Below are 598 nucleotides of genomic sequence, written 5' to 3'. Positions count from 1 at the left end.
CAGGCATTGATCTGCGGGTTAACGCGCGCAATTGCCTCCAGCGTCTGGCGGGCTATCTCCTGGGCACTCAGCTCGCCCGCGCCCAGCGCATGCTGGATCGCGCTGATACTCATCTCGTGTAGCCTCATGCTTTGTACACTCCTGCGATCTCCAGACGGTCGTCGAGCGGCAGCTCCATCAGAGGGGCGGCCATGCTTGCAATGCGGCTGAACTGCACCTGTAGCTCGGCGCGGCCGCCGGATTCTGAGGAGAAAACAATGACGACACAACAACCCGACTGGCAGGCGTATCTGGCGCAAATGGAGTCCGTGCTCGACGTGACGCTGGACGATGCCCGCCGCGCCGTTGCTGCGCGGGTCAAATGCCCCTTCGAACATGCCCCTTCGAACAGCCCGTTGGGGTGGCGGACAATCGCGCCCGCGTGGCCCATCGCTTCGCTGAAGTCAGGGAAGATTTCCACCTCGTGTCCGAGCGCCTGAAGCCGTGAGACCGTCTCAGCGGTAAAGCGTCCTTCCAGCTTTAACGTGTCCGAGGTTTGTCCCCAGGTGCGCCCCAGCAGCCAGCGCGGGCGGGTGATGCTCTCCTGCAGGGGGACGCC

3 pseudogenes are annotated in these 598 nt (G+C 63.7%); all 3 read right to left on the bottom strand.

The features are described from left to right. Nucleotides 1–128 (bottom strand): annotated as a pseudogene (locus LA04_RS25270) (amidase family protein); the annotation flags it as partial. Then, nucleotides 125–235: pseudogene (gene hpxX / locus LA04_RS24655) on the bottom strand (oxalurate catabolism protein HpxX); the annotation flags it as partial. The pseudogenes hpxX and LA04_RS25270, both read right to left, overlap by 4 nt. Nucleotides 236–335: 100 nt before the next feature. Beyond that, nucleotides 336–598, bottom strand: a pseudogene (locus LA04_RS23700) (gamma-glutamyltransferase); the annotation flags it as partial.

The sequence above is a fragment of the Enterobacter sp. UCD-UG_FMILLET genome, assembly GCF_000762975.1.
Lineage (GTDB): Bacteria > Pseudomonadota > Gammaproteobacteria > Enterobacterales > Enterobacteriaceae > Enterobacter > Enterobacter dykesii.
The sequence above is the reverse complement of the archived record's forward strand: the minus strand, read 5'-3'. Positions and strand labels throughout refer to the sequence as shown.